38 protein-coding genes and 1 tRNA gene are annotated in these 23,301 nt (G+C 36.9%); 35 read left to right on the top strand and 4 right to left on the bottom strand.

Annotated elements, in window-relative coordinates:
- The first annotated feature begins 151 nt into the window (after positions 1–151).
- The 7 genes from KHA93_RS11835 to KHA93_RS11805 all read left to right on the top strand — a co-directional run bounded on the left by KHA93_RS11835 (position 152) and on the right by KHA93_RS11805 (position 8,041).
- Complete coding sequence (locus KHA93_RS11835) at positions 152–1,663, top strand: tetratricopeptide repeat protein (RefSeq protein WP_213110914.1); 1,512 nt, start codon at positions 152–154, stop codon at positions 1,661–1,663.
- A gap of 87 nt (positions 1,664–1,750) precedes the next feature.
- The gene (trxB, locus tag KHA93_RS11830) at positions 1,751–2,713 is read left to right on the top strand and encodes a thioredoxin-disulfide reductase (RefSeq protein ID WP_349772350.1); all 963 of its coding nucleotides are present in this window, start codon (positions 1,751–1,753) and stop codon (positions 2,711–2,713) included.
- 375 nt (positions 2,714–3,088) lie between these two features.
- Positions 3,089–3,982, top strand: a complete 894-nt coding sequence (gene rapZ / locus KHA93_RS11825) for an RNase adapter RapZ (protein ID WP_213110912.1) — start codon at positions 3,089–3,091, stop codon at positions 3,980–3,982.
- Positions 3,979–4,962, top strand: a complete 984-nt coding sequence (locus tag KHA93_RS11820; protein ID WP_213110911.1) for a gluconeogenesis factor YvcK family protein — start codon at positions 3,979–3,981, stop codon at positions 4,960–4,962. Before rapZ ends, KHA93_RS11820 begins: the two co-directional genes overlap by 4 nt.
- A 33-nt stretch (positions 4,963–4,995) precedes the next feature.
- Positions 4,996–5,940, top strand: a complete 945-nt coding sequence (whiA, locus tag KHA93_RS11815) for a DNA-binding protein WhiA (RefSeq protein WP_213110910.1) — start codon at positions 4,996–4,998, stop codon at positions 5,938–5,940.
- 23 nt (positions 5,941–5,963) lie between these two features.
- Complete coding sequence (locus KHA93_RS11810) at positions 5,964–6,221, top strand: HPr family phosphocarrier protein (protein WP_213110909.1); 258 nt, start codon at positions 5,964–5,966, stop codon at positions 6,219–6,221.
- Positions 6,222–6,322: 101 nt separating this feature from the next.
- Positions 6,323–8,041 carry an ABC transporter ATP-binding protein gene (locus KHA93_RS11805; protein WP_213110908.1) on the top strand — a complete coding sequence of 573 codons (1,719 nt, stop codon included), beginning with the start codon at positions 6,323–6,325 and terminating at the stop codon, positions 8,039–8,041.
- Between the two features lie 390 nt (positions 8,042–8,431).
- On the opposite strand, the gene clpP is transcribed toward KHA93_RS11805, so the two are convergent.
- Entirely contained in the window at positions 8,432–9,031 is a 600-nt protein-coding gene (gene clpP / locus KHA93_RS11800; RefSeq protein WP_213110907.1) for an ATP-dependent Clp endopeptidase proteolytic subunit ClpP, read from the bottom strand.
- Between the two features lie 311 nt (positions 9,032–9,342).
- Here clpP and KHA93_RS11795 point away from each other — a divergent pair.
- Positions 9,343–9,414 (top strand) — tRNA-Arg (locus tag KHA93_RS11795).
- Positions 9,415–9,563: 149 nt separating this feature from the next.
- Here the strand turns inward: KHA93_RS11795 and KHA93_RS11790 are convergent.
- The 3 genes from KHA93_RS11790 to KHA93_RS11780 all read right to left on the bottom strand — a co-directional run bounded on the left by KHA93_RS11790 (position 9,564) and on the right by KHA93_RS11780 (position 11,602).
- A complete protein-coding gene (locus tag KHA93_RS11790; RefSeq protein WP_213110906.1) occupies positions 9,564–10,658 on the bottom strand; it encodes a tyrosine-type recombinase/integrase in 1,095 nt (364 codons plus the stop codon).
- A 184-nt stretch (positions 10,659–10,842) separates the two neighbouring features.
- Entirely contained in the window at positions 10,843–11,058 is a 216-nt protein-coding gene (locus KHA93_RS11785; RefSeq protein ID WP_213110905.1) for a helix-turn-helix transcriptional regulator, read from the bottom strand.
- A 145-nt stretch (positions 11,059–11,203) separates the two neighbouring features.
- Positions 11,204–11,602 (bottom strand): helix-turn-helix domain-containing protein, encoded by a 399-nt coding sequence (locus tag KHA93_RS11780; protein WP_213110904.1) that lies wholly within the window; start codon positions 11,600–11,602, stop codon positions 11,204–11,206.
- 152 nt (positions 11,603–11,754) lie between these two features.
- On the opposite strand from KHA93_RS11780, the gene KHA93_RS11775 reads away from it, so the two are divergent.
- The 27 genes from KHA93_RS11775 to terL all read left to right on the top strand — a co-directional run bounded on the left by KHA93_RS11775 (position 11,755) and on the right by terL (position 23,299).
- Positions 11,755–12,000 (top strand): helix-turn-helix transcriptional regulator, encoded by a 246-nt coding sequence (locus KHA93_RS11775; RefSeq protein WP_349772281.1) that lies wholly within the window; start codon positions 11,755–11,757, stop codon positions 11,998–12,000.
- The gene (locus KHA93_RS11770) at positions 11,988–12,308 is read left to right on the top strand and encodes a DUF771 domain-containing protein (RefSeq protein WP_213110902.1); all 321 of its coding nucleotides are present in this window, start codon (positions 11,988–11,990) and stop codon (positions 12,306–12,308) included. Before KHA93_RS11775 ends, KHA93_RS11770 begins: the two co-directional genes overlap by 13 nt.
- Before the next feature lie 6 nt (positions 12,309–12,314).
- Positions 12,315–12,626 (top strand): hypothetical protein, encoded by a 312-nt coding sequence (locus KHA93_RS11765; protein WP_213110901.1) that lies wholly within the window; start codon positions 12,315–12,317, stop codon positions 12,624–12,626.
- An 84-nt stretch (positions 12,627–12,710) separates the two neighbouring features.
- Positions 12,711–13,280: a host-nuclease inhibitor Gam family protein gene (locus tag KHA93_RS11760; RefSeq protein WP_213110900.1), complete on the top strand. Its 570-nt coding sequence runs from the start codon at positions 12,711–12,713 to the stop codon at positions 13,278–13,280.
- Between the two features lie 63 nt (positions 13,281–13,343).
- On the top strand, positions 13,344–14,027 hold the full coding sequence (locus KHA93_RS11755; RefSeq protein WP_233711134.1) for an ERF family protein: 684 nt from the start codon (positions 13,344–13,346) through the stop codon (positions 14,025–14,027).
- 57 nt (positions 14,028–14,084) lie between these two features.
- A complete protein-coding gene (locus tag KHA93_RS11750) occupies positions 14,085–14,255 on the top strand; it encodes a hypothetical protein (protein WP_213110899.1) in 171 nt (56 codons plus the stop codon).
- A 144-nt stretch (positions 14,256–14,399) separates the two neighbouring features.
- Entirely contained in the window at positions 14,400–15,032 is a 633-nt protein-coding gene (locus KHA93_RS11745) for a hypothetical protein (protein ID WP_213110898.1), read from the top strand.
- Positions 15,029–15,685, top strand: a complete 657-nt coding sequence (locus tag KHA93_RS11740; RefSeq protein WP_233711133.1) for a conserved phage C-terminal domain-containing protein — start codon at positions 15,029–15,031, stop codon at positions 15,683–15,685. Before KHA93_RS11745 ends, KHA93_RS11740 begins: the two co-directional genes overlap by 4 nt.
- A 142-nt stretch (positions 15,686–15,827) precedes the next feature.
- Positions 15,828–16,439: an ATP-binding protein gene (locus KHA93_RS11735; protein ID WP_213110896.1), complete on the top strand. Its 612-nt coding sequence runs from the start codon at positions 15,828–15,830 to the stop codon at positions 16,437–16,439.
- A gap of 23 nt (positions 16,440–16,462) precedes the next feature.
- Positions 16,463–16,636 (top strand): hypothetical protein, encoded by a 174-nt coding sequence (locus KHA93_RS11730; protein WP_213110895.1) that lies wholly within the window; start codon positions 16,463–16,465, stop codon positions 16,634–16,636.
- Positions 16,633–17,151 (top strand): HNH endonuclease, encoded by a 519-nt coding sequence (locus KHA93_RS11725; RefSeq protein WP_213110894.1) that lies wholly within the window; start codon positions 16,633–16,635, stop codon positions 17,149–17,151. Before KHA93_RS11730 ends, KHA93_RS11725 begins: the two co-directional genes overlap by 4 nt.
- A complete protein-coding gene (locus KHA93_RS11720) occupies positions 17,135–17,548 on the top strand; it encodes a hypothetical protein (protein WP_213110893.1) in 414 nt (137 codons plus the stop codon). The genes KHA93_RS11725 and KHA93_RS11720 overlap by 17 nt, the downstream gene beginning before the upstream one ends.
- 5 nt (positions 17,549–17,553) lie before the next feature.
- Positions 17,554–17,685 (top strand): hypothetical protein, encoded by a 132-nt coding sequence (locus tag KHA93_RS23520; protein WP_267917336.1) that lies wholly within the window; start codon positions 17,554–17,556, stop codon positions 17,683–17,685.
- Positions 17,678–18,097: a single-stranded DNA-binding protein gene (ssb, locus tag KHA93_RS11715; protein WP_213110892.1), complete on the top strand. Its 420-nt coding sequence runs from the start codon at positions 17,678–17,680 to the stop codon at positions 18,095–18,097. Before KHA93_RS23520 ends, ssb begins: the two co-directional genes overlap by 8 nt.
- A 30-nt stretch (positions 18,098–18,127) precedes the next feature.
- Entirely contained in the window at positions 18,128–18,463 is a 336-nt protein-coding gene (locus KHA93_RS23240; protein WP_233711132.1) for a hypothetical protein, read from the top strand.
- Complete coding sequence (locus KHA93_RS11710; RefSeq protein WP_233711131.1) at positions 18,447–18,716, top strand: DUF3310 domain-containing protein; 270 nt, start codon at positions 18,447–18,449, stop codon at positions 18,714–18,716. The genes KHA93_RS23240 and KHA93_RS11710 overlap by 17 nt, the downstream gene beginning before the upstream one ends.
- Positions 18,713–19,264: a hypothetical protein gene (locus KHA93_RS11705; protein WP_213110890.1), complete on the top strand. Its 552-nt coding sequence runs from the start codon at positions 18,713–18,715 to the stop codon at positions 19,262–19,264. Before KHA93_RS11710 ends, KHA93_RS11705 begins: the two co-directional genes overlap by 4 nt.
- A complete protein-coding gene (locus KHA93_RS11700) occupies positions 19,255–19,563 on the top strand; it encodes a MazG-like family protein (protein WP_432806313.1) in 309 nt (102 codons plus the stop codon). Before KHA93_RS11705 ends, KHA93_RS11700 begins: the two co-directional genes overlap by 10 nt.
- Positions 19,560–19,742: a hypothetical protein gene (locus KHA93_RS11695; RefSeq protein WP_213110889.1), complete on the top strand. Its 183-nt coding sequence runs from the start codon at positions 19,560–19,562 to the stop codon at positions 19,740–19,742. The genes KHA93_RS11700 and KHA93_RS11695 overlap by 4 nt, the downstream gene beginning before the upstream one ends.
- Before the next feature lie 43 nt (positions 19,743–19,785).
- Complete coding sequence (locus KHA93_RS11690) at positions 19,786–19,932, top strand: hypothetical protein (protein ID WP_213110888.1); 147 nt, start codon at positions 19,786–19,788, stop codon at positions 19,930–19,932.
- A gap of 31 nt (positions 19,933–19,963) precedes the next feature.
- The gene (locus tag KHA93_RS11685) at positions 19,964–20,107 is read left to right on the top strand and encodes a hypothetical protein (RefSeq protein ID WP_213110887.1); all 144 of its coding nucleotides are present in this window, start codon (positions 19,964–19,966) and stop codon (positions 20,105–20,107) included.
- Positions 20,108–20,180: 73 nt separating this feature from the next.
- Positions 20,181–20,426, top strand: coding sequence for a hypothetical protein (locus tag KHA93_RS11680; protein WP_349772280.1), 246 nt, complete (start codon positions 20,181–20,183; stop codon positions 20,424–20,426).
- On the top strand, positions 20,423–20,644 hold the full coding sequence (locus KHA93_RS11675; protein ID WP_213110886.1) for a hypothetical protein: 222 nt from the start codon (positions 20,423–20,425) through the stop codon (positions 20,642–20,644). The genes KHA93_RS11680 and KHA93_RS11675 overlap by 4 nt, the downstream gene beginning before the upstream one ends.
- Positions 20,641–20,823 carry a hypothetical protein gene (locus KHA93_RS11670; protein ID WP_213110885.1) on the top strand — a complete coding sequence of 61 codons (183 nt, stop codon included), beginning with the start codon at positions 20,641–20,643 and terminating at the stop codon, positions 20,821–20,823. The genes KHA93_RS11675 and KHA93_RS11670 overlap by 4 nt, the downstream gene beginning before the upstream one ends.
- Positions 20,824–20,827: 4 nt before the next feature.
- Positions 20,828–21,247 carry an ArpU family phage packaging/lysis transcriptional regulator gene (locus tag KHA93_RS11665; RefSeq protein WP_213110884.1) on the top strand — a complete coding sequence of 140 codons (420 nt, stop codon included), beginning with the start codon at positions 20,828–20,830 and terminating at the stop codon, positions 21,245–21,247.
- A 143-nt stretch (positions 21,248–21,390) separates the two neighbouring features.
- Positions 21,391–21,867 (top strand): terminase small subunit, encoded by a 477-nt coding sequence (locus KHA93_RS11660; RefSeq protein WP_213110883.1) that lies wholly within the window; start codon positions 21,391–21,393, stop codon positions 21,865–21,867.
- On the top strand, positions 21,830–23,299 hold the full coding sequence (gene terL, locus KHA93_RS11655; protein ID WP_213110882.1) for a phage terminase large subunit: 1,470 nt from the start codon (positions 21,830–21,832) through the stop codon (positions 23,297–23,299). Before KHA93_RS11660 ends, terL begins: the two co-directional genes overlap by 38 nt.
- Positions 23,300–23,301: the final 2 nt, after the last annotated feature.

The raw sequence follows: 23,301 nt of genomic DNA, 5'->3' as shown, positions 1-23,301 counted from the left end.
TGAAACGCTTACTAACATACTTCGACGAATTCCACTCAATGTCGCAGTTGCTTTATTGACAAAAACACCTATTTCAACGCTACTTCAAACAATCATACTAGTATGATATACTACAAAAAGCGACAAAGGAATATAGCAACGGAGGATCTAGATGAAGGACCGAAAGGCACGATTAGAGAAGGCAAAAATATTTCCTTTCATCCCAACAGGTGAATATTATTTTAATAAAGGTGTAAAAGCGTACGACCGTTTTGATATAAGTAAAGCGAAAAAATATTTGAAAAGAGCATTGGAACTGGAACCAGATGAAGCAATGATTGCTTGCCAGCTTGCGATTGTCCATACTGAAGCTGGTGAGTATACAGAGTCTAATAAACTTTTATTTATGATACTTAATGATTTAGATGATAGCATGACAGAATGCCATTATTTCCTAGCTAATAATTTTGCTCATTTAGGCATGTTTACGGACGCGTATAAGCATTCTCAACTTTATCTTGAACAAGACCCAATTGGCGAGTTTACTATAGAGGCAGAAGAATTAATGCAATTAATCGGTCTTGAAGAAGAAGATAATCTTGAAAGTTTAGTAGAACAGGATGAAATCATCGATAAACTCGAAACATCTAGGGTTTTGCTAGAGAAAGGAGATTTTATCGAAGCAGTAAAAATGTTAGAGACAACAATAGAGGATTATCCTGAATTTTGGCCAGCATACAACAATCTTGCATTAGCTTATTTTTATGAAGGTGAGACAGGAAAAGCAGCAGGTATTTTAGAAAAAGTGTTGGAAAATAATCCTGGAAATTTACACGCTCTTTGTAATCTAGCTGTGTTTCTTTATTATGAAAAAGAAACAGAACAATTAGATGAATTGTTGGCAGCTTTAGATAAAGTACAGCCGATGCTGTTTGAACATCGTTATAAGCTCGGTGCTACATTCGCCTTAACTGGAAAATATGAACAGGCGTATTTTTGGCTCAGGCATATTCAAAAATATGGCTATGACGGAGATGCGGGTTTTTATTATTGGCTCGCAAAAGCAGCATACTTTACAGGTAATAAAAAAGTAGCCAATAATGCATGGGAAATATTATCTAAAATGAATCCTGGACAGAACCAGATCGAACCTTGGAATGTTAAGGACCATCCAGATCCTCGGAATATAGAGGATAATGATATGGTCTTGAAAATGATTCGTAGTGAACGGCTGGAAGAAAGGCTTTATGGCATATTTTTAATTTCAACAATAGAAAATAAGCAAGACATCATCGCTCATTCGGATTTTAAACGACTAGAGGATTTTTCCTTTGTTGAAAAGATATATTTGGCTCAAATATTAAAGGAGAGCCTGAATGCCTCGATACCCGAAAATAAATATGTTGAAAAGTGTCATGAAGTTGCAGTCATTTTATACGAGCGGTTTAAGGAAACAGGATTAAATACACGTAATATACTATTACCATGGTTTTCTTTTTTTATCGAATGCTTAGGAGAAGATATTTCATTAAAGAACGCAAATGCGCTTGCAGCCGCATCAGAGTATATTTGCCTTAAACAGAGCAATAATAAAAAAACACAAAAGGATACAGCAGAGGAGTACGGAATATCGCAATCCACTTTGCGTAAATATATTAAGTTTGTAGAAATGTATTGGAAATAAGCATATATTTGGACTTGATGATGATTGTTTTATACGATAGATGTAAGGAAATAGTAAAAATAATGAACTGTTTTGTACACTGAAGGGGTGTTTACAACAATGTCAGAGAATAAAATTTACGATGTAATTATTATTGGCGCTGGGCCAGCAGGTATGACTGCTGCAGTTTATTCTTCGCGTGCCAATTTATCGACTTTAATGATTGAACGTGGTGTTCCCGGTGGTCAAATGGCTAACACGGAAGACGTTGAGAACTATCCTGGATTTGACCATATACTTGGACCAGAGCTTTCAACAAAAATGTTTGATCATGCTAAAAAATTCGGTGCTGAATATGCCTATGGCGATATTAAGGAAGTCATCGATGGCAATCCATATAAAATTGTCAAAACAAGTACGAAAGAATATAAGGCATTTGCAGTAATCATTACGACTGGTGCCGAATACCGAAAAATGGGAGTTCAAGGTGAAGGGCAATTAACAGGCCGAGGAGTATCGTATTGTGCGGTATGTGATGGTGCATTCTTTAAAGGTAGAGATCTTGTCGTAGTTGGCGGAGGGGATTCCGCAGTTGAAGAAGGTGTTTATTTAACAAGATTTGCGAATAAAGTGACCATCGTTCATCGTCGTGATGAATTACGTGCCCAAAAGATTTTACAAGACCGTGCGTTCGCCAATGAGAAAGTAGAATTTATTTGGAACCATACTGTCAAGGAAGTAAATGAAGAAAACGGGAAAGTCGGATCTGTTACTCTTGTATCCACGAAAAATGGAGAAGAGCAAGAGTTTAAAACAGATGGTGTCTTCATTTATATCGGAATGGATCCATTGACAGAACCAGTGGCAAAATTGGGTATTACAAATGCTAATGGATATATTGAGACGAATGAAAATATGGAAACAAAAATCCCTGGTATTTTTGCAGCTGGGGACGTGCGTGAAAAACTTTTACGTCAAATTGTTACAGCTACCGGTGACGGAAGTATCGCCGCCCAAAGCGCTCAAGCGTATATTGAAAATGTAAAAGAGCATTTAGCTGTTCAGAATTAATTTATAAGGGAAACTCATAAAGGGGTCGTACTATTTCATTTTATAAAATAATTGTTAAACCTAATGTTTGATTTCTTCTTCGTTGATTGGGGAGGAAATCAACATACTTGGTTAACAGAATCAAAAAAAGTAATCACGACTTAATCAAATTGTAACAGTAATGAAATGATTTTCGGGTACAGTATAATCATGAGATATTGACCCCCTTTTTATACAATATCCCTTTCTTAGAGCATAGGCCTAGCCTGTGCTATTTTTTTTTGACTCAACATTGCTATATAAGAAGCACTATTATTTCGTAATCGTAAATAGTATAATAATATGAATGGAAACTACGAATAAATACGTTTCGAGTGAAAATAGGAGTGGGGAAGCATGAATCCAAATGCAACTGATGAAATACAGTTAGTTATTATTACAGGAATGTCAGGGGCAGGAAAAACTGTTGCCATCCACAGCTTTGAAGATTTAGGTTTCTTTTGTGTGGACAATTTACCTCCGGCACTTATGCCAAAATTCCTAGAATTAATGAAGGAATCAGGAAATAAAATGAATAAGGTAGCACTTGTAATGGATTTAAGAGGAAGGGAATTTTTCGATACATTAGTCCGGATTATCGACGAATTATCTGCCTCGACTTGGGTGACACCGCAAATCCTCTTTCTTGATGCAGATGATGCTACATTAGTAAGGAGATATAAAGAAACGCGAAGATCCCATCCACTTGCTCCTTCAGGTTTACCATTAGAGGGAATTGAGCAGGAGAGAAGATTACTAGACGAACTTAAAGGTCGTGCTCAAATCATTTACAACACATCGACGATGAAACCGATGGAGTTGCGTGAAAAAATATTAGTTGAGTTTTCTGCAAATAAACAAACCATTTTTACAGTCAATGTTATGTCCTTTGGATTTAAACATGGCATTCCAATAGATGCGGATCTTGTCTTTGATGTACGTTTTCTGCCAAATCCCCATTATGTTGATCATATGAGACCAAAGACTGGACTTGATGAGGAAGTATCAAGCTATGTTTTAAAATGGAATGATACACAAAAATTTCTTGTCAAAACAACTGATTTATTAACTTTTATGCTTCCACTTTATAAAAGGGAAGGAAAAAGTCAACTCGTCATAGCAATCGGATGTACAGGTGGCCAACATAGGTCAGTAGCACTAGCCGAATATATTGGAGCTTTTTATGGGAAGGACTACAAAATTCAAGTGGTCCACCGAGATATACAAAAGAGAAAGGGAATAGCTAAATGAAGCAAAATTCAAAGCCAAAAATTGTTGTAATTGGCGGCGGGACTGGTTTACCTGTACTTTTGCGCGGCTTAAAAAAAAGACCAGTTGATATTACAGCAATTGTGACAGTTGCCGATGACGGGGGAAGTTCAGGAAGAATTAGAAATGAAATGGAAATTCCGTCACCTGGTGATATTAGGAATGTTTTAGCTGCATTATCTGATGTTGAACCATTAGTAGAAGAAATGTTCCAGCATCGCTTTAACACGACGAATGAGCTATCTGGTCATTCTTTAGGTAATTTAATACTTGCTGCTTTAACTTCAATTACAGGAGACTTCGTTCATGCGGTGCAAGAAGCGAGCCGTGTTCTCAATGTTCATGGTAAAGTTTTACCTGCTGCCAATCAAAGTGTCGTGCTGCATGCGGAAATGGAAGATGGAACGATTGTAAGTGGGGAGTCGAAAATCCCTTTTTCCGGTAAGAAGATCAATCGCGTCTTTTTAACACCTGAGGTAATTAAACCACTTCCTGAAACCATTCGAGCAATTCGTGAAGCTGATTTGATTGTAATAGGACCTGGAAGTCTTTATACAAGTATTCTTCCTAATTTACTCGTACCTGGACTTGGTGAGGAAGTATGTAATGCAAAAGCTAAAAAAGTATATATATGCAACTTGATGACTCAAGCTGGAGAGACTTTAGGATTTACTGCTAGTGACCATGTGGAAGCATTGTATAGTCATATGAAAAGACCATTCATTGACATCGTGCTTGTAAATAATGAAGAAATTCCTGTTGATGTACAAAATCGATATAAGGAAGAGCTAGCGCAACCGGTACTATTTGACGTTGATCGGTTAATCTCTCTCGGACTTGAAGTGTTATATGACGAATTCATCAGTTTTGAAAATGGGTATATTCGACATAATACAGAAAAAGTGGCAAGTATTATTTATTCGCTTTTAAATAAAAGCCCAGATCAAATGGCTCAAATATAAGCGCATCACGTGTAGAAAAGGAGGTGAGGTGGGATGTCGTTTGCTTCTGAGACAAAGAAAGAATTGACGAACCTCGAAGTGAAAGATTGTTGTGCAACGGCAGAACTTTCAGCTCTCATCAAAATGAATGGTTCCATTTCTTTTTCTAACCGGATTTTGATAGTCAATGTTCAAACAGAAAATGCGGCGATCGCTCGTCGAATTTATACATTAATAAAAAAGCTATATGAAACAGACGTTGAATTGCTGGTCAGGAAAAAAATGCGACTGAAAAAAAATAATATATATATTGTTCGCTTAAAAAAAGACGCTGAGAAAATCCTAAGAGACTTAAAAATTCTTGGCGAAGGATTAACCTTTGTTCATGATATTGAAGAAGAATTAGTCAGAAAGAAATGTTGCAAAAGATCTTATTTACGCGGTGCATTTCTTGCTGGTGGTTCAGTCAATAACCCTGAAACGTCATCTTATCACCTTGAAATCTTCTCTCTTTATAAAGAACATAATGATTCGCTTTGTGAACTTATGAACGATTTTGGATTGAATAGTAAGACGTTGGAAAGAAAAAATGGTTTTATTACTTATTTAAAAGAAGCGGAGAAAATCACAGAGTTTCTCAATATAGTAGGTGCTCATAATGCGTTGCTGAGGTTTGAAGATGTTAGAATTGTACGGGATATGCGTAACTCCGTAAATCGACTAGTCAATTGTGAAACAGCAAATTTAAATAAAACGATTGGTGCTGCACTTAGACAAGTAGAAAATATTCGCTACATTGAAGAAACAGTAGGATTGGATATTTTGCCGGATAAACTGCGAGAAATTGCGGTGCTCCGTGTTGAACATCAAGATGTTACGTTAAAAGAATTAGGAGAAATGGTATCAAGTGGGACGATTAGTAAATCAGGTATTAATCACCGTTTAAGAAAAATTGATGCCATTGCGGAGAACCTTCGAAAAGGTGATCAAGAAAAATAAATGATTAAAGGGAGAGATGAACTTTGGCTGTAAAAGAAGTAGAAGTAAAATTAAATACTGGGTTACAAGCTCGTTCTGCTGCACAATTTGTGCAAGAAGCTAGTCGTTTTGCTGCTGATATTTTTATTGAAAAAGATGGCAGAAAGGTAAATGCAAAAAGCATCATGGGATTAATGAGCCTTGCTATTGGTCCTGGTGTAACAATAAAGCTTTATGCAGATGGTAATGATGAGGAAGAAGCAATAGACACATTATCAGCATTTGTACAAAGTGAAAATTAATCTAATGATGGGCGGCTGATGTAACTTACCATTGGCTGCCTTTTTATTTTTATCATAAGTAAATTCTATGTTGGAAAAGAGCTTTGGAGGTGAAGCAGTACATGTTGAAAAAGTTTTTTTCATATTATAAACCGCATAAACGCTTATTTATTATAGATTTTTCAAGCGCCGTTTTTGTGGCGATTCTTGAATTAGCTTTTCCGGTTGCGGTCCAATGGTTTATTGATAAGCTGTTGCCAGGGGGAGACTGGAATAAGATTGTAACCATTGCTTTTCTTTTGTTTCTTGTCTACCTTTTTAGCACGATTTTGCAATATATCGTCAGTTATTTAGGTCACAAACTTGGAATCAATATTGAAACTGATATGAGAGAACAATTATTTACCCATGTCCAACGTCAATCTTTTCGTTTTTTTGATAATACGAAAACAGGGCATATTATGAGTCGGATTTCGAATGATTTATTTGATATAGGTGAACTTGCCCACCACGGTCCTGAGGACTTTTTTATTGCAATCATGACCTTTGTTGGGGCATTTGTCATCATGTTTAATATTAATCCTGAGCTTGCCGTTATTGCAATCATCATGATTCCTTTCCTTATTTGGCTTGTTACGTATTGCAATATTAAAATGAACAATGCATGGAAGAATATGTACAGCCGAATTGCCGATGTAAATGCAAGGGTGGAAGACAGCGTATCCGGCGTTCGTGTTGTCCAATCTTTTACAAATGAAGAATTTGAAATTAATCGTTTTAAAAAGGATAATGGAAGCTTCCGTTTAGCAAAGCTAATCGCATATAAAGTTATGGCTGTAACACATTCCAGCATATATATGATGACCCGTTTAGTTACTCTATTAGTTTTAGTCGTAGGTGCGTGGTTTAGTTTTAAAGGAAGCCTTACTTACGGGGAGCTTGTCAGTTTCGTATTGTATGTCAATGTGTTGATCAAACCAGTTGATAAAATCAGTGCGCTACTAGAGTTATATCCGAAAGGAATGGCTGGATTTAAGAGATTCCTAGAACTAATTGAACAAGAACCAGAGATTAAGGATCGCCCAAATGCCGAAAATATAAAAGGGTTGATGGGTGACATTCAATTTAATGATGTGCATTTCCATTATGATGACCATAAATCGGTACTTGAAGGCATTGATTTAAAAATACGTGCTGGCGAAACGATTGCTTTTGTTGGACCGTCTGGAGCAGGAAAAACGACGATTTGTTCTTTAATTCCTCGTTTTTATGATGTGACAGAAGGCTCCATTTCCATCGATGGCATTGATATTCGAGATATGACGAAGCACTCACTTCGCTCACAGATTGGAATCGTCCAACAAGATGTCTTTTTATTTACAGGTACAATCCGCGAAAACATTGCCTATGGAAAAAGAAATGCAACAGAAGAGGAAATTCGAGATGCGGCGCGTAAAGCCCATTTAGAAGATTTTATTGCGTCATTACCAGATGGCTACGAAACACAAATAGGGGAACGGGGCTTAAAGTTGTCTGGAGGACAAAAACAACGTCTTGCCATCGCAAGAATGTTTTTGAAAAATCCACCTATCTTAATTTTGGACGAGGCAACCTCTGCCCTTGATACAGAAACGGAAAAAATCATTCAACAAGCATTGAATGAACTAGCGGTAAATAGAACGACATTAGTCATCGCTCACCGTTTAGCAACTATTCGAGATGCAGATAGAGTAGTTGTTGTAACAGAGGACGGTATTGCTGAGGATGGAACGTATACAGAGCTAGTGAACCAAGGTGGGTTATTCTCAAGGCTCCACAATATTCAATTTCAAGAAGTATGAAAAAAGAAGAGATTTTGATCTCTTCTTTTTTTTCATTTTGCTTTGAGGCCTTGAGTCATGTAAATTTGGTTGGCTCAAGACCTCAAAAGGGTTATTGAGGTCTTAAGCCATGCAAATTTGGTTGACGAACCGCCTCAAAAGGGTAATTGAGGCCTTAAGCCATGTAATTTCGCCTGACGAACGTCCTCAATCGGGTAATTGAGGTCTTGAGCCATGTAATTTCGCCTGACGAACGTCCTCAAAAGGGATATTGAGGTCTTAAGCCATGCAAATTCGTCTAACGAACGCCCCCCAATCAGGGTATTGCCTTTTTAGTGGTGCCAAAATAATAAAAAAGCAGGTGATGTTTTTCACCTGCTTAATTTAAGGGATCAAATCATTTTCCCTTTTTTACTTTTTAGACAAATCATCATGGCGTTGAATAATATGGTCAATTAATCCATATTCTTTTGCTCTTTCAGCGGTCATGAAATTATCACGATCAGTGTCGCGTTGGATCACTTCCATTGGTTGTCCAGTGCGCTCTGCAAGAATTTTATTTAATTTTTCGCGCATGTGGAGAATACGTTTGGCTGCAATCTCAATTTCAGTTGCCTGACCTTGTGCTCCACCAAGCGGTTGGTGAATCATTACTTCGCTGTTTGGAAGGGCAAAACGTTTGCCTTTTGCTCCAGCTGCAAGTAAAAATGCACCCATGGATGCCGCCATACCAATACAGATGGTATGTACATCAGCCTTAATAAATTGCATCGTGTCGTAAATCGCCATTCCTGCAGTAATACTTCCACCAGGACTATTAATGTAGAGATAAATATCTTTTTCAGGATTTTCTGCTTCCAAGAATAACAACTGAGCAACGATTGAGTTCGCAACAGTATCATCAATAGCACTACCAAGCATGATGATACGATCTTTCAATAGCCTAGAATAAATATCGTATGCACGTTCTCCGCGGTTTGTTTGTTCAATAACTGTAGGTATTAAATGCAAAATGTTCTCCTCCTTTTATCGCCTATTTGGCAATATTACATTATGTATTTACATCATACATTGATGGTCAATAAAGGTCAAATGATTCACCTTCATTATTTGTCTAGCACAATCAGCCATCTTCTAGCAAACTTCCTGTCCTTTTCCTTATATCGTTAGTCTTGGAACTTAAAGTTTTACGTCGATTAGCAAGGTGCTTGCGCTTTACTTATATCATATTATATTTACCAGATCTAACAATAATAAACGTAAATTGCTTGCAATAGTCAACTTTTTATCATATAATTTTTTATCGTACGATTAAAAAATATGCCCTCGTGGTGTAACGGATAACACGCAAGATTCCGGTTCTTGTACTGGGGGTTCGATTCCCTCCGAGGGCGTTATGTAGTCTCTTTTGGTCAAGATTAACGAATTGGAAAACACCTCAAAATGCTTTGAAATAAAGCTTTTGTGGTGTTTTTTTATTTTTGAGAATTTGATTAGAACCGATTGAAAAAGATTATTTTTTACACATATTTTACACATGTGATTAGCACGCACGAATATTTTTAAAAATAGTAATTGTATTGTTCGTGTCTTCTTCTCGGAGTTCCTTAATGACGTGTGCATAGTGGCGTTGAGTGGTGTCGATACTGGCATGTCCAAGTCTTTCGGACACGTAATAAATAGAAATTTTCCTATAAAGCAAGATACTGGCATGAGTATGTCTAAGTCCATGTACGCTGATTGGATTAATTTTTAAATCCGTAAGAGTTCTTTTTAAAATTTTATTTACATTTTCGTTAGTGAGCACATTTTTATTATTGCCTGGACTAAAAAAAACGAGCCCGTGAATATTTGATGGCAATTTTTTAAATAAATCCTTAAAAGCATTCATGGTGTCATCGTCCATTTTGATTATGCGATTAGATGGATCGTTTTTGGTTTTGGTAAATCCTGTACCCGTTTTGTAATCCCATGTTTTGTTGATGGTTATTTCATTCGTTTTGAAATTAAAATCTTTTCTTGTCAATCCAACCATTTCGGCAAACCGCATTCCAGATGTTATCCCTAGCAACAATAAATAATATCCAAGCGATCGGTCCAGACGATTGTATAATTCATTTATTAATTTTTGACTTTCATCATAATTAAGATGTTTTTCTTCCGGTCTTTTAGCTTCCACATTTCCAGTAACAATTGCCCCTCGTGTAAAATCTGTTCTTAGTATTCCTTCGTCAATCGCATCCTTAATACAAGACCTAATGTGAACATTTAATTTCCTTGTGGATTCCTTTGCGTGTGTTTTGGCGTATTCGTTCAGAAATTGCTGATAGTCGCGTTTGGAAATGCTTTGTATAGGTTTACCTTCAAAATGGTCTTTAAGGGTCTGTAATGTGTTCTTATAACGTCTAAGCGTTATTTGAGATATATCTGTTTTATAAACTTTTAACCACTTCTCAAAATACTCGTCAATTGGTTCCATTTTCAAATGTGGCAAAATGCCTTTTTGCAAATCGGCTTCAACTTCAGCTGCTGCTACTTGTGCTTCTTTTTTAGTACGAAATCCACCTTTTCGAATAGGCTTAGGCTTAGCGCTAACCGTGTATTGCCAAGTGTTTCCTCTCTTTTGAAAGCTCGCCATAAAATTTCCTCCTAAAAACGTAGAACATATGTTCCTTTTATGTTATCATAAATATAGAACAAAAATTACTATTATGTGACAAAAATCGCGTTTTATTACAATTTTTCCATGCTATAATCAAATTAAGCCGTTCGGCTGAATATAGTCGGCGAGTAGACAGATAGATAATCTACTCGATCATAACCTACTCGGTCCAGATCCATTCGTATAAATCTTTCATATCACAATGGACAATAAAAGATATATTTGCAGCTGTTTGATATGACATTTTCTGTTTGTCTAAAACATATTTGTTAATTTGCTGTACTTTGACTTCAAGTTTGTCAGCTAATTCTTGTTGGCTCATATCAACTGCTTTTAATCTTTCGCGAAGTAGGCATCTACCGACTGTCCAAGCCAAATAGCAGACACCTCATTCAGTTCATTTTTGGAATATTTCAACTAAGGGCGGTGAGAGCAATTTCAAATGATGAATTGTTACTGTTAATTGAATTTGTTAAACTCTTGAAAAAAAACTAATGAAACTAAATTGAAATTTATTTAACTTAATTGCCGTTCATTTTCTTGTAATACTCAACCGTAAATTTAATGCTTTCTAAAAACCTTGCCCTTTCTTCGCCTTCTAAAGAAAGGGTTTTCTCAATTATTTCATTCAAAAACAGCAATTCCTCGAAGTCTAAATTTGCATTTGTGAGCTCAGGAAGCTGATTAAGATATTTTTCTTCTCGATGATTAGGAAAAAAGTCATCTACAGGACGATCTAGTGCCTGGGCTAAAAGAAAGATAACGTTCTGATCAGGAGAACTGTGTCCTTTCTCGTATGTTGCTATGGTGTTATGCTTCACGCCAGCTCTATCTCCAAGCTCTTTTTGTGTCATTTTCATTTGCTTTCTATACTCTCTAATTTTGTTTCCTATAAATATTTTGAGTTCTTTTTCGTTCACTTTATCACCTCCAAATACATATTAATCATAGTTATTTTATCATACATAACAAACATTCACACAAAAAATTTCGAGTTAGTTGAAATTTATTGTTGACTTCTATTAAAACTTCGAGTAACATGAAGTTAAGATTTGGAAAAGGAGGTAAAAAATTGAGTAATACTAGCAATCTTAAAAGGCTTCGAATGTTCTTTGGCCTTACTCAACAGGACATGGCAGAACTGATAAAAGTGGACAAAAGAACGTATATTAACAAAGAAAATGGGGATACACCGTTCAAGTCTAATGAAATGTACCTCATCAAGAACCGTTTTGGATTGTCAGCTGACAAAATTTTTTTTGATGAAAACTTCGAGATTACCGAAGTTTTGGAGAGTGATACAACATGCAAACGTTAAATGTAAGTATTGCTATTCCTATTCCGGAAGATTCTGTTCTTATTAGAAAAGTAGAGTTGGAGGAATTAAAGCAGCAATCATTGTCGGGTGTCTACTGGACCATGAAAGATCTCGAGCAGCGCACTGGAAAAAAATCAGAATGGATAAAAGAAAATATTTTGCTTCCTGTGCGTTTTCGTAAAATGCTTGATTCCGATCTTGGGGGATTCGTATTTTATCCAAAAAGCAAAGGACAGACTTGGACATTTCAAGCTTCTAAAATGGCTGAGTTTTTGGACAAGTACTTCAATCAAATATTTAAGGAGTGAAAGAGTATGACTGAAAAAGAAAGGTATGTAGCAATTACAAAGTTACTGAAAAAAATTGATGATTTAAAAGAAGGGACAGGCATTATTTCCATATCCTCCGCTTTAGGTAAGTGGGAATGTCATGTTGGAATCAATGGTATTTTAAATGCTGATTTGGAATTGACTCGCAGACGTAGGGAATATGGAGAATTTCCTTTTGAATTTTCAAGTGAAATTGACGGAGTGAAATTTTTTTCAATCGTTAGGGAACAAGAGGCAAAAGAAAAATTTGGTGTAGAAGTGGTGGTGAGAGAAATTGAGAGATCACCCAGTCATTGAAAATATGGAATCGTTTGGCTATCCATCCTGGGATTATATCCAGTGGGAAATTGAAAACGAAAATAAGAAGGAGGACGAAGAAGAATGAAAGCAATAGAAGAAGTGCTTGAAGGAATCAACCATGAAGAAGAACAAAGTTTTCAGCCTTTCGTTGTAAATGATTTAGAAACTGCTGCTGAAGCTCAAAGAAGGATTGCGTTTTTTGAGGACCAAAAGAAGGACATCGATTCAATCATTGAAAAGCAAATTGCTCCGTTTTTAGCAAAGATTGAAAAAATCAAGGCATGGGGCGAAGAAGCGAAAAAAGAACACATTGAAAAGCAGGAGCATTATTCAAACCAGTTGGAGCTATACATTCGTAGTGAAGTCGAAAAGCAAATGGAATCAGGTAAAAAGCCTAAGAAAACAATAAATCTCCCTTATGGATCTATCTCTTTGAAAAAACAAGAGCCGGAGTTTCAAAAGGACGAAGAACATCTGCTTGAATACGCAAGGAAAATCGGATTCTTCAAAATCAAAGAAACGGTTGATTGGGCTGGCATTAAGAAAACTCATAAAGTGGTTGACGGAAAAATGATTAACGAAGATGGGGAAGTTGTTCCAGGTGTCGTTGCAATCGAACGTGAAGATAAATTCACGTTGAAATTAGAATAAGGGCCACTGCGAATGGCCCTCTTAAAAAACTCTCTACGGACATTATAACAGGAGGTAGTTACATTGTCTAAAACGCTTGTGAAAAAACTCGCTGAAGTTATGCAAGAAGTTAAATATATCCAAAAACGCGGACATAACAAGTTTCACAATTATAAATATGCGACTGAATCTGATGTTTCCGAAAAAGTAAGGGAAGAATTGGCTGCTAGAAATATCATGATGATTCCTAATGTCGTTTCACATTCAAATAGAGAACACATTAACGCTAAAGGAAAAACAGAATATATAGCAACAATAATGATGGAGTTCAGATTCATTGATGGTGACTCAGGTGAAGAAATTACGTTCCATTCTATTGGTGAAGGGCAAGATGCAGGAGATAAGGCTGTGTATAAGGCGATTACTGGCGCACAGAAATATGCGCTAATGAAAGCCTTCATGATTCCTACTGGTGACGATCCAGAAGCCGATACCGGAACAGATGAACGAAATAGTGAATCAATAGATTCGAAGCAACGTGAGACAAGTCAATCTGAGAACGTTCCTATTACAGCAGAACAAGTCGGCATTATTAAAACAAAGGCTATGGAATTTGCCAAGGCTCGCAATCAGTCTGTAGAGGCGGTTTACAAGGTGTTAAAGATTGATGACGTTACAAGGTTGAATATGGTCCAAGCCGATGCTGTTATCGAGCAATTGATGATATGGATCCAAAATGTCAATAAGAAGGGGAATAAGGGGGCTTGATTGCTCCCTCCAGTAATTAGCCGAAATGGCTATATTTTTTAAAGTTTATTGCGAAAAATGCTGTCGATATTCATTGATTATACAGTTCTCATGACTGCAAATGCTGTTAGAAAGGGTGATAGTATGACCGAATTTGAACGTGGTATGTGGCTGATAGGTTATCCTGGGCTGATCCTTTTCGTGTGGTACGTCATTGGCTATATCGCAAGTGAAATGAAGAGGAAATAGCTTTTATTTTTGGTGTAATGTGCGAAAAATGCCGTCGATAGAAGTGGAAATATTCAAAATCTGTTGAATTTACCACTGAAATAATGAACTCCGTCTGAAGATGTTGTCAAAAAGCAGAATGACAGCAACGTTTGTCGATAGGGGATGATGAAAATAAGGAAATCATGGAGAAGTATTGATGCCAAGACATTACGCCATCTCTATACCGATTTAAGAAAAACAGATAGAGTGATTGCGGAAATGTATAACCTTGATCGGACTACTGTTGTTAAAAAAAGAAATGAATTTGGAATACACGCTAGAAAAACGCTTGGTGAAATCGGTGAAGAGTTGGTCGAAAAAGAGTTGAGAAGTAGAGGATATGATGTCGTTAACATGAACGACCATGACAAGCTAAGCCCTTTTGATTTGCTAGTAAACGAGAAATTGAGAATCGAAGTAAAGACTTCTTCTTTACATGAAGGAAATAGATTTTACTTCGCACTCTCGGAGAAGTCAGGCAATAAGAATATTGTTTCGGATACAAGGGTTAGATTGAGAACTGGAAGGACCAGAAAACTCCTAGAAAAAACATGTGACTTAGTCATTCTAGTTGGATTAGAGGATGACGGAGATGCCCATTTTTTCATAATGAGTCCAAATTACATAAAAGACAAAAAATATGGCGTCTATGTTCCTTTTAATCCATTTTCCAAAAATAAGTATAACAGTTTTAGAGAAAAGTGGGATGAAATTGAAACCGTGCTTAGTCAACACGGAAGGAAGTGTATATTTTGAAAAAAAGCTACTATGCGATAATTCCCGCTAATGTTCGATATGACCAAGAGATAACGCCTAACGCGAAACTCCTTTACGGAGAGATTACTGCCCTATGTAACGAAAAAGGTTACTGCTGGGCAAGTAACTCTTACTTTGCAGATCTATATGGTGTCAGCAAGGTTTCTATATCTAAATGGATTAACCAGTTGGTAGACAATGGTTATCTGACCTCTGAAATCCAATACAAAGATGGTAGCAAAGAAATCTTTAATAGGTATTTAAGAATAGTTAATGTCCCTATTAAAGAAAAGTTTAATACCCCTATTAAAGATAAGTTTAAAGATAATAATACAGTAATTAATAATACAACTAATAATACATTAGATATACCTTTTGTCGAGATAGTGACCTATCTCAACGATGTAGCTAACACAAATTACCGTCATGCGACAAAAAAGACGAAAGACCTCATAAAAGCACGATGGAACGAAGGTTTTCGTTTAAATGATTTTAAAACAGTAATCGACATTAAAACAAAAGAATGGCTAAGCGACAACAAAATGAATATGTATTTGCGTCCAGAGACATTATTCGGCACAAAGTTTGAATCCTATCTCAATCAAAAAGGCGGTGTGAAAACTGAAACCGATCAATACAGCAATCTCTTTTAACTTTCAAATAATCGGGGAACGAGTATGCGATGGTTGTGGATCTAAAGTAAACATTATTAAAAGAGATGGTTTAGAAATTAGTATTTGTTTAGTATGCGAGGACAGAAAGCTCCAAGATGAAGTCATTGCTTACAAAGAGGATATGGACAAGAGGAAAGCAGATATCATCTTTAAAAAATACTCGCTTATTCCTGACGACTTAGATAAAGCTACTTTTAATAACTATGAACCGCAGAACGATTTAACCAAAATAGCAAAAGAAAAATGTGAGTGGTTCGCGAATCATTTTAATGATTTAACTGGCTATAACAGTTTATTGTTACAAGGCTCTTATGGTTTGGGAAAGTCACACCTTGCCTTCTCGATAACAAAAAGAGTGAGGGATTTAGGGAAAGTAGTCATTTTCATTACGATGCCTGAACTCCTAAACGTATTACGAGGCTCTTATGGAAATAGCGAATATAAAGAGTCTGATATTTTAACAGCTTGCAAGGATGCGGATCTCTTAATACTAGATGATTTAGGAGCTGAGTACGTAAAAAATGACGAAGGGAAAGAATCTTGGGCAGCGGATAGAATCTTTCAAATCATCAATTCTCGTATAGACAAGCCTAATGTTTTCACTACGAATCTAGGAAGTAAAGAACTTGCTTATAAATACGGAACACATGGCGGCAGGATCGTAAGCAGGATGATGAATGGAACAAGATTAATCAAATTTGAAGGAAAAGACTATCGCTTGAAGGGGTGGTAAACATGTGTTCTAAATGCAGGGGGATGGGACGATATTACAAAGAATTGTTCCCTGGAGTGACAGTGGTAGAAGTTTGCCTTTGTGAATCATCTGAAAATATAAGATACATCAGAAAATGTCTATTGGAACAGGAGCATCAACGGAATCTTATTAGAATCGCTGAAGCTAGAGCGAAATTTGGAATTGTTGCAATATGAGTTTTCGTCCTTATTCAAAAGCGGAACAATTAAACGTTAAAGAGAAACCATCACCAAAAAAGAAAAGGTACCCAAAAAAGAAAAAGAAGAGACACCAACCATTGAAACCTGAAATATATAAAGATCGATTAATTCCCAAACGTTCCACAAGAGGACGTATTACTTCAAAAGAATACAACGAAGCACTAAGGCAGCATGGAGAATATTGCTTCTTGTGTGGGACGACAGCAGGACTTGAAGCACATCATGTTAAGTTTCGGAGTGATGGAGGTCGTGGCCAGTGGCGAAACATCAGATTCCTTTGCTCCGAACATCACCGAGGTGAGAACAGCCCGCACAAAAATGAGAATATCAGAAAACGATTGGAAAAACTTCATGAATCATTGTACGGGCCATTCTACTGGTGTGATAAATATGATTTGTTTTTAGGAAATCTAATTCCAAACACTACTGAAGAAGCCTTTGAAGAATTTATGGAAAAGGAGGCTAAAAAACTGAATGGATCAGCTGAATAGATATGAGCAATCTCATGAAAATGTAATTAAAGAAATCCAAGAGTTAGATAATCGTATGGATCATCTAGCTCCATATGAAATAGGGAAATTGCAATATCTTTACACGAAAGCCGAAAGGCAAGCTTGGAACATAGCTGCATTTCATAAAAAACAACAAAAATATTACGAAGGAATGGCAGAAATCGCCCAAGGCCAAGAGTACAAGAAAATGAGAGATGAGGGCAAAACCGGAGTAGATGCCCAATATCTTTCTAGAATATCAAAAGGTGCTCAATTAACTAAAGCGGCTGAATATGAAGGCGACTACATTACATGGCGAGGAATTGCTGAGACTTATGCAGGAGCCAGAAATGCTCTAAAAGACATTATCAAATCCATATCACAAGAGGGAGATTGAAACCAGTGAAAGAACGAGACTACATGATATGGCAAATCATGATGTCTACAAAATACATCGAAGAAGCATTAGAAAAGATGACAGATGAAGAACTGGAAGAACTATATAAAGTGAAGGTAGGTAATCAATATGAATAGAGTCGTGCTTGTTGGAAGATTGACAAAAGATCCTGATTTAAGATACACGCCTAATGGTGTTCCGGTAACAACATTTACCTTAGCTGTTAATCGTACTTTTACCAATCAGCAGGGAGAACGCGAAGCAGATTTTATAAACATCGTCGTATGGAGAAAGTCAGCAGAGAACGCAGCTAATTACTTGAAAAAAGGTTCTCTTACAGGGGTAGATGGACGAATCCAAACTCGCAACTATGATGGACAGGACGGAAAACGTGTATATGTGACAGAAGTAGTCGCTGAAAGTGTTCAGTTCCTTGATACAAAGAAGGAGCAAGGAAACTATCAAACTACCAATCAAACAAACAGCGATTATCCATTTGTGAATGATGCACAGTCTGTTGATATTAAGGATGATGATTTACCGTTTTGAAGAAAATGAGGTTAAGGGGGAGGATGCGGCGTGAATCAAAAAGAAAATTTCGAAGCAGATTTTTTAGTTAGTTTAAATAAAATGGTGAAATTTCCTGCAAGGATTAGATTTGCTTTATTTAAAGATTCTAAAACAAACAAGCAATCTATTGTAATCGGAGAACTGAGCAGGTCATTAAAAAGCAAAAAGATAGAAAATATTAAGTTCAATGAAACTAGAATGTTTTCAACGGATGGTCATTCTACAACATTGCATGTTGGGGATTATGAAGATGGAACGGAAGTATTGGAAAAGGTTTTGCAACTGGATGAAATATGGTGCGGGACATTGGTTAGGGAGGCTGAACAGATTGCAAGAAATCAATAAAGTGTATAACGCAAATATTAATTTTGAGGATGCCGTAAATCAGCCAAGCCATTACACCGTTGGAAATATCGAAGTAATTGACTACATCAAGGACAAACTCACGAAAGAATTATTTGAAGGCTATTGTGTCGGTAACGTCATGAAATATGTATCGCGATATCAACATAAGAACGGAGTACAGGATTTAGAAAAAGCAGCTGTTTATTTGAAGTGGGCCATTAATTCAATTAAAGGGGAGGAATTAGTGAAATGACTAGCAGTGCAACTGTTTTACATGACGGAATTTTGTATCACAAACTCACAAAGGAACTGTATATAAATCATAAGAAAGACGGCTGGACAGATCGTAGGATTATGGGTAGGTACGGAATGAACAATGTTAGCCTTAGTAAATGGAAAAAAGAAAATCTAACAAAAGACGAAATTACTAATTTGTCGTTAAGAAAGGGTCCGGCTGCGGAAGTAAAAAAGGAAAAGCGCGAATTTAAGCAAGCGCCAATTCAAACTTTTGATAAAGAATTAAAACAAGCTATTGCCGAACTCAAGGAACTGAAAAAAGAAAACGAAGATTTAACTTCTAGATTGACATTAGCAAAAGTGGAAGATAATTCAGAATTAGAAAATTTAAAGTCTGCCTGTTCAGATTTGGAAAATGAAACCATCACTTTGCAACGTCAGATAATTGAAAAGGATTATGAGATTACAAATAAAGATTATGCCTTACAGTCTCTAAATATTAAAATGCAAAACTACCAAAAAGAAAATGCCGCGTTGAAGGAGTTAGTTAGGTTATGGATATGAATCATTTAACAGCAAAAATTGAACAGTGGGCAAAGGAAAGAAACTTGCATACGGCTGATCCTAATAAACAGATGTTGAAGCTTGGTGAGGAGTTTGGGGAGTTATGCCAAGGGATGGTGAAGGGGAATGAAGCTCAAGTAATCGACTCCATTGGAGATATGTATGTGGTGTTAAAAATCTTATCTATGCAACTAGGTTTAGACATAAAAGACTGTGTTGAAATGACATACGAAGAAATTCGATTTCGTACAGGCAAGATGATAAATGGGGTTTTCGTTAAAGAAAGTGATCTGCTGTGAAAAAAGAAAAAATATACGGAATCTACCGCGGCGATGAGTTCGTCACGGTAGGTACTCTAAAAGAATGCGCTGAACACTTAGGTGTGAAAGAAAACACGATTCGATTTATGACCACTCCATCATATGCCAAGCGCAGGAAAGATGATGGGAATAGCTTAGTAGCGTTTTTGGTGGAGTGATGAAGTTTTGACACAATTACTGACGTGAGGAGAGGTTAATTCAATGAAAGGAACAACTGCGTACGCTTTTATATGGATTTCATCAGCAATCGCAATAAGTGTAGCTATCATAGTTACCGGAAAAATCGGTGCTTTATGGGCTTTACTCATCCCTGCCTTAGTTAGCTATAACAGTGATAATGAAGAGTAGACTTAAAATGCGACACAGGAGGTAGTTATTAATGGTGATAATTAAAGAAACTGATGAACTGAAAAATTGTCCTTGCGGTATTCAAACAGACCAAGCTATTGTATGGAATTTTAGTGGATTTAAACACGAACAACCAATCTGTTGGACTTGTCAAAGAGAATTAAAAATCAAATAAAGATATGTCGCACTTCGAATAAAAAGCGAAGGAGTGAATCCATTGAAATATAAAGGCATCTGCCATAAATGCGGTGAGATGGTCCGTAATGGTGAAGGCAGCCATAAGAGGATTAAGGGGAGTTGGAGGACGATCTGCAATGAGTGCTCATGATTTTAAAAGAAAACTAGATTCTAACTTAAATTTACAGTTGATTGTCGCAGGCATGGCCGGACTTGTTGATGAGGGGCATTCTCCTCATGAAGTATTTAAACTACTTGAGGATGTCAAACGAAATACATTTCATGCACTTGCAGAGATAGGTAGGGAATCAAGATGAACGCCTACCACCTAAAACCAAAAACCAAACGCAATCCGGTATTTCAAAAAGCGCATGAACAAGGCAAACAAGCAGGTTATCAAGAAGCAACGGACATCTTCCACAAGTTTTTGAGTGAAAGGATGCAAACGTTAGAAGATATTCCAGGTATCGGAGAGAAAACAGCTTGGAAAATCCATGAACACTTTTTGAAAGGGATGGAGGAAACGAATAAATGACGACCATATGCATTGCATTACTCGGATTAGTATTACTAGGGCTAATGTTTGTTACGTCTCATCTATGGGATCGGGTTGACAAATTGCAGGAACAAGTCAATCAACAGGAATTTAACATTGGATATGACAAAATGGCAATCAAGCAGCTAGCGGAAGATGTGCATAAAGATAAGGGGTGATTGTGTGCAGTTAGCTTTCTTCAACACTAACTTAACTAAAGAATCAAGGCGCAAGGCAGAGAAGCTAATGAGTAGCTATAAAAACATAGAAGCAATCATTGAATCGAAGAAGCTAGACCTGGAGCCTAGAATGACAGCAAACTATCAAGCAAGTGAATCACAAAGAGGGAATCAATTTCACAGTGAAACAGAACGCCTTGCAATCGCCAATCAGGAAATCGAAGAATACGTGATCACTCGAAGAAAACTATCTCTTGTATATGAATCTTTAAAAAAGGAACAACAAGAAATATGGGAACAAAGATACATACAAGGGAAATATGATACAGATGTTTATAGTGATATGGGATTGAACGAGAAAAGATATTACAGGTTAAAAGGTGAAATGATTGCCGTTGTGGCTGATGCGTTAAATCTTATTTAAATGTCCGAATTCGGGAGGTAAAAAGGAAGAAAAACGCCTTGGATTGTTCGTTTTTAAGTGATATTGTGATATTGTGGGATGATTATTAAAAGCACTCTGTCTAATTAGATGGGGTGCTTTTTTTAATGGAGGCGGTGAATGATGTGAAGAACAATATAGGTAGACCATTAAAATTTGAAAGTGCTGCAGAACTGGATGAAATGATCCGGGCGTATTTCGATTCCTGTGATAGTAGGACGGAAATACACTTCACAAAATCAGGAGAGCCGATAGAAGTACCAAACCCACGTCCGTATACCATTTCTGGACTTGCGTATTATTTGGGAACTAACAGACAGACTTTGCTTAATTACGAACAACGTGACGAGTTTATTGACACGATACGCGCAGCTAAAGCGAAAATTGAAATGTTTGTAGAAGAATCGCTATGGAAACCTAAAATTGCAACTGGTGTAATGTTCAACCTGAAAAATAATTTTGGGTGGGAAGATAAGTCTTCTATTGAAACAAGCGGAGAAACTACACATAACATTAAAACTACCGATGAACTTAGTCATTTGTCTGTAGAGGAGTTGAAGCAACTTGAAGAGATCCTCTCTAAGACTTCCAACTCTGAATGAGGTAAAAAAGGAACTCGCCCGAAAGAATTATTTGGATTATGTCATATACACTCACGAAGGTAGATATAAGACAGCTCCACACATTGAATATATTACTAACGTTATTCAAGCAGCCATAGATAAGAAAAAGAAGATGCAGGATGGGTTAATTCCCTCAGAAACTCAATACATTGCAATAAACATGCCACCGCGTCACAGTAAGTCAATGACGATTACTGAGACTGCACCGAGTTATTACTTAGGCCACTTTCCAGAAGATAGAGTAATTGAAATTTCCTATAATGACACCTTTGCTCGTAGGTTCGGTAAGAAGAATAAAGAAAAGGTGCGGCAATTTGGAAAAGAGTTATTTGATATTGAGATTGCGAAGGACAGTTCGGCACATGATGAATGGTCGTTGGATAACAACATTGGTGGAATGATTAGCCGAGGGGCGTTATCTGGTATCACTGGACAAGGTGCAGACCTCATGATAATTGATGACCCTATCAAGAACCGTGAGGAAGCAGACAGCCAGACACTCCGAGATAAAATATGGGAAGAATGGATAGACTCTTTTTCTTCTCGTTTGCATCCTGGGGCAATTGTTATTCTTATATTAACTCGATGGCATGAGGATGATCTGCAAGGTCGCTTACTTAATCCTGAATATGGAGAGCCTTTGAACTGGCAAGTATATAACTTTCCGTTAAAAGCAGAGGAAAATGATATTCTAGGTCGCGAACTTGGAGAAGCTTTATGGCCAGAGCGATACGGAAAAGCTTTCATTGAGGAAAGGGAAAGGTACCCTTCATCCTTTAACTCGTTATATCAGGGTAGACCCACATCGCAAGAAGGTAATATCCTGAAGCGTGAATGGTGGAAGTATTACAATAAGCTCCCAACGCTAGCAATTGAGATCATGAGTGTAGATGCAACGTTTAAAGATAAAGACGATTCGGATTACGTTTCAATTCAAGTATGGGGAAAGGTTGGAGCTAACTCATTTTTAAAAGACAGAGTAAAAGCAAGAATGAATTTCCCTACTACATTACAAGCAATTATGAACATGAAAAAGAAACATCCGAATGTTAGTGCGATATTGGTTGAAGATAAGGCTAATGGTCCAGCGATCATATCGATGTTACAAAATAAAATAGGTGGTATTATCGGTATTAATCCGCAAGGTGGTAAGGTTGCGAGGGTTAACGCTGTATCTCCGTATATCGAAGCAGGGAATGTATTTATCCCTCGTCATGCTGAATGGGTACATGACTTTGTAGAAGAATGTGCTTCGTTCCCTAATGGAAAAAATGATGATGATGTAGACTCTATGAGCCAAGCCTTAAATAGACTATATTATTTCTACGCAGATTTACCAGTTGATCCAGAAGACGAACCTCACTGGATGTTCAATACTGAAGAACCGGAACATGAATACATGGAGTGGTAACT

It is taken from the genome of Lederbergia citrisecunda (assembly GCF_018343695.1).
Classification (GTDB): Bacteria; Bacillota; Bacilli; order Bacillales; family Bacillaceae_C; genus Lederbergia; species Lederbergia citrisecunda.
The sequence above is the reverse complement of the archived record's forward strand: the minus strand, read 5'-3'. Positions and strand labels throughout refer to the sequence as shown.